The following is a 4,502-nucleotide window of genomic DNA, read 5'->3' as shown; positions in this document are numbered from 1 at the left end:
TTAAATCTACAACTCGAATATATTCCCGATATCGTGGCGGATCTCGCCAGCCGCAAACGTCTTGACCAAATATTAGTAGGCTTTGCCGCCCAAACTGGTGATGAAGAAGAGGTGATTGCTGCGGCAAAAGAAAAATTAGCGCGAAAAGGGCTAGATGCGATCGCCGCTAATGCGGTGAATAGTTTGCAAACTGGCTTTGGTACGGATACCAATCAAGCTACTTTCATCCATAAAAATGGGCATAGGCAATCTACGCCTATTTGTTCTAAGCTCGAACTCGCCCATCGTCTCTTCGATTTTTTACAGTCGTAGCCATCTCCCAAAAGATGATTGGCGGCGCGAAGCGCCGCCAATCATCTTTTGGGTCTATTTTTAACTTGAAATGGGCTTTGAGAAAAGGTTTGCTACGCAAACCTTTTCTCAAAGCCCAAAGGTAAAAGCCTTGCGTAGCAAGGCTTTTACCTTTGGGCTTTTAACATTTGCCAGCTTAATCCGAACTGACGTTAAATTACCTCATTGACGGGGAAGCGATCTATTAATTGGGCAGCTTGCTTAGCAGCTTGATAGACATGTATCGGTAGATTTGGCACATGGGGAATTTGGTATAGCAAATCGATCGTGCGACGCATTAGGCGAACGATATCACCTTCATCGAGATTGGTATTTTGGCATAGCTCTGACCATTCCATTCCTAAAGCCCATTGCTCGACCAGTCCAGTTAATTCATAATCTAACCATGCGGGAATATCCACCAAATGACGACGTTGCACCTGCATAAGCTGACGACGCACTTCGCGTAATCCATCTAGAGCATCCTCAACCGTTGGTGATAGACCGAACTTGATCCAGTTATCGGGACGGCTATTTTCACTGACGATCGCCGCACAGACCGTAGCAAGGTGATGAGGAGAAAGATTATCCATTTCTCCCGACATCAAGCATAAAGCCAACCATAACTCATTTTCACCGCGTAGGGCTGCCACGACTTTGCCGCGATCGGTAGGTTGAGTTTCTTGAAGGCAATCATAGGCTTGCAAGATATGGACAAGACTCATAAATTCTTGCCAATGCCTTTGGCGACGTTCATTAACCACCTTCTGCTGGAAATCGATCTGACGTTGCAATTGTTCGAGACGATTTACTTTCTTAAATATTGCACCGCGATCGCTCATCTTTGAGACAGGATGACGGTTCATTTCCGATTCGAGGGCAATAACTCGCGCTTGCTGCTTTAAAACTTCTGGTGCGAGTGCTGATTCGGGCAATGGCTTGATGTTTTGAGCGATCGCTAAACTCGCTTCATCGCCCTCAATGGACTGTCCCGGACGTAAGGGCAACTTACTCGGATAGTCGATATCACCATCTAGTAATAAATCGGTACCGACTTGAACGATATCTTTATATCCCAATGTATACCAACGATTGTCGGAACCGAGGCAGACAAACCAAGGAAATTGTCCCGAACCCTGAACCTTGGCAGCCAGAACGGTATGGACGATTATGCCTTTGTTAGTGCGTATCGTTAGGGGTGAACCCGATAGTAGATAAGGAGCATAGGATGCGAGATCGTTTAAACGCATTTCCTCCGATTGCTGCGCCAGCATTTTTAAAAGACGTTTCTCCTCGCGCAAGCGATCGCGCAGTTTGTCATAAATTTCTAACTGCTTCAGATCGATATTTGCCAAATCCTTTTCTAATTTAGCAATCTGCTCCATTACCGACTCAAGATTCTGGATTTGGGGAGCAAGATTGAGATCGGCAAGATATTGTCCAAAACTGCGCTCGACGAGATCCCTTGCTTGTTCAAGGGAATGGGTTTGGAGGAGATTCATTACCATGCCGTAGCTTGGCGCAAACTGACTAACGAGGGGATCGGCGGTCGATGTAGCCAGATTTGCGGCTTCTTTAGCTCCTTCAAAGGGAGTTTGTACCGTTACGACATAGCCAACTTCATCCATACCACGTCTACCCGCTCTCCCTGCCATTTGCAGAAATTCCGAAGCATTAAGCAAACGATGTCCGCGATCGGTACGCTTCGAGATGCTAGAGATGACCGTAGTTCTCGCTGGCATATTAATTCCCGCCGCTAGGGTTTCCGTTGCAAAGACGACTTTGATCAAGCCTTGTTGAAATAGTTCTTCCACAAAACCTTTCCACGCAGGTAAAATCCCAGCATGGTGAGCGGCAATACCACGATAGAGGGCATCAATATGGGCTGGCTTACCAATTTCTGGATTAGCCGCAATAAAAGCATCGATTTGGGGCTTGAGTCTGAGGGACTCTTCCGCATTAACGAGCGAAACATTTCCTAAATCCGTAACCGATTTATCGCAACCACGACGGCTAAAAATGAAGTAAATGGCAGGGAGCATATCCCGCTGTCGCAGATGGGAGATGACGGCTCCAATCGAGGGGACAATTTTATGTCTTTCTTCTTTAGACAGCGGCTTATTGGTGAGAGGCTTGAGACGCGGATTGATCTTTTGACTGGAACTATCCAGTAAAGGGAAAAAGCCCTTGCTACTGCAAAAGGAATGTTCGAGAGGAACGGGACGAAAATCAGAATAGATTAACTCCGTATCGCCATGCACTTTATGAATCCAGTCGGTTAATTGTTGACTATTGGCTACGGTTGCCGATAGTGCTACCAACTGTACTTCCGCAGGGCAATAGACGATCGATTCTTCCCATACCGTTCCTCTTTGGCGATCGTTCATATAGTGGCACTCATCAAGTACTACTACTTCAACATCTGTTAGGGATGTGCCAACTTCACCGATGGGTGTGCCATAGAGCATATTCCTAAAGATCTCTGTAGTCATCACCAAAATTGGTGCATCACGATTAACGGATGTGTCACCTGTCAACAAGCCGACGTTATCATCACCAAACTGTTGTCGAAAGTCCCGTAACTTTTGATTGGAGAGAGCCTTGAGGGGAGTGGTATAAAAGACTCGCCGTTCGCCAGCTAAGGCGGCGTGAATTGCATATTCACCAATTAAGGTTTTGCCTGAACCTGTTGGCGCACAAACAACGACCGACTTACCAGCTTGCAATGCGGCGATCGCCTGTAATTGAAACGGGTCAAGTTCAAAGGGATATAGTTCTTGTGGGTCTAATGCTTGCACGCACTTCTGCCTGAATAAATATACTTAAAATTTTTAGGTTTTCAATAAGGCGCTATAGGGATAGCTGCTTAATCTCTTATATTAACCTATGCAGGAATGAGTCAGAGCGAAGCGTGACAAGAGTTTAGTAATTGGCGATCGCTTTGAAATTTTTCGCGCCAAATTTTTTTACTTTTTTGCTAACAAATGCTAGCTTTTTATAGCAAAATAGCTTATGCTAGCATTTGATAGCATTAAGAGCATCAACAAGGGCATCATTAAGGGTATCGTCAATGGCAAAGAAAAGGCAGTTAAATGTAAGGCTCTCTGATACATTACTGGATCAGTTAGAAGAACGGGTTCAAAAAACCAAGATGGGCATGGCGGCGATGGTTGAGATCCTATTGACGCAAGCCCTGCAACAGGATATTGCTATACCAGTAGTCCAGCAAGAAGATCGCTATGACGAGTTGTTAAAACGGATAGAAGCGATTGAGGCAAAATTGGCAGATGGCGATCGCAATTCTCTAGGAAATTCTCTAGGGGGGGCAATTTCTAATATTGAGGGTGAAACTGCGATCGCAAGTACTTCCGCAGTTAATGCAACGACTCAAAATAAATCTGACAATAAATCTGACAATAAATCTGACAATAAATCTGACAACAAGCTAGAAAAAGAGATTCCTCCTGTAGATGCATTGAGTGTTGAAGAAATGGTGAATCGATTAAAAGTCGAGTTGCGGACATTAAATCAAAAGAAGGACAAAAGCACTTTTTCTAATTGGGCGAAGAAGCACGATCCTGAAGGTATCGCATGGCAATACAACGGCGTTGAAGATTGCTTTTATCCATTAGCAATCTGAAGTACTTATACCAATTCACGAAAGTGCGACAACACTTTTGTGAATTAAAAACTAAACCTAACATTTCTAAAACAGGAGGAACCTCAATCTTAATGAAGAATATCATGTTTGTCTGTAGAAATCGGACATACGCACTTATGGCAGAAGCTTGGATGCGTCACTATGTCGGGGATGCGATCGCCATTAATAGTTGTGGGTGGGAAGGAAATCTATCGATTCAAGATGTAATTCAGACAATGGATGAAGTTGATTTGCATATCAGCATGAATAATTCCCAACTACTCGACGATTATCAACCCAATAGCTTTGATGCGGTAGTCTCGCTTGGAAGTACTAGCACAAGGCTACCCGATGACTGGATGATGAGACAGTTTTTTGATGAATGGTTATTATCTCCGCTTGAGCCCTCTTCGATTAATTCCTATCGACAAGTGAGAGATGAGATTAAAGATCACGTTGAAGTAATGTTAATGCGCTTGGAAATCTACTAAAAACCATAGAGTATACCGCCCGCGTAGCGGGCGGTATACTC

4 protein-coding genes are annotated in these 4,502 nt (G+C 44.4%); 3 read left to right on the top strand and 1 reads right to left on the bottom strand.

Annotated features, from left to right (window positions below):
• A partial coding sequence (locus PSE7429_RS21720) for a phosphopantothenoylcysteine decarboxylase domain-containing protein (RefSeq protein WP_009629530.1) occupies positions 1-312 on the top strand: 312 nt, incomplete at its 5' end.
• A gap of 191 nt (positions 313-503) precedes the next feature.
• On the opposite strand, the gene PSE7429_RS21715 is transcribed toward PSE7429_RS21720, so the two are convergent.
• Positions 504-3,128, bottom strand: a complete 2,625-nt coding sequence (locus tag PSE7429_RS21715; RefSeq protein ID WP_009629529.1) for a DEAD/DEAH box helicase — start codon at positions 3,126-3,128, stop codon at positions 504-506.
• 272 nt (positions 3,129-3,400) lie between these two features.
• On the opposite strand from PSE7429_RS21715, the gene PSE7429_RS21710 reads away from it, so the two are divergent.
• Together PSE7429_RS21710 and PSE7429_RS21705 are read left to right on the top strand one after the other, a co-directional pair.
• A complete protein-coding gene (locus tag PSE7429_RS21710) occupies positions 3,401-3,970 on the top strand; it encodes a hypothetical protein (protein WP_009629528.1) in 570 nt (189 codons plus the stop codon).
• A gap of 137 nt (positions 3,971-4,107) precedes the next feature.
• Positions 4,108-4,461: a low molecular weight phosphatase family protein gene (locus PSE7429_RS21705; RefSeq protein WP_040690153.1), complete on the top strand. Its 354-nt coding sequence runs from the start codon at positions 4,108-4,110 to the stop codon at positions 4,459-4,461.
• The last annotated feature ends 41 nt before the right edge of the window (positions 4,462-4,502 follow it).

Origin of the sequence: Pseudanabaena biceps PCC 7429 (genome assembly GCF_000332215.1) — a bacterium.
In the GTDB taxonomy this organism is placed as follows: domain Bacteria; phylum Cyanobacteriota; class Cyanobacteriia; order Pseudanabaenales; family Pseudanabaenaceae; genus Pseudanabaena; species Pseudanabaena biceps.
This window is presented reverse-complemented; position numbering and strand designations above follow the sequence as displayed.

Bases quoted from the DNA above. Each gene is read 5' to 3' on its own strand.
- PSE7429_RS21710 (WP_009629528.1), top strand. From the start codon at position 3,401: ATGGCAAAGAAAAGGCAGTTAAATGTAAGGCTCTCTGATACATTACTG.
- PSE7429_RS21705 (WP_040690153.1), top strand. From the start codon at position 4,108: ATGGCAGAAGCTTGGATGCGTCACTATGTCGGGGATGCGATCGCCATT.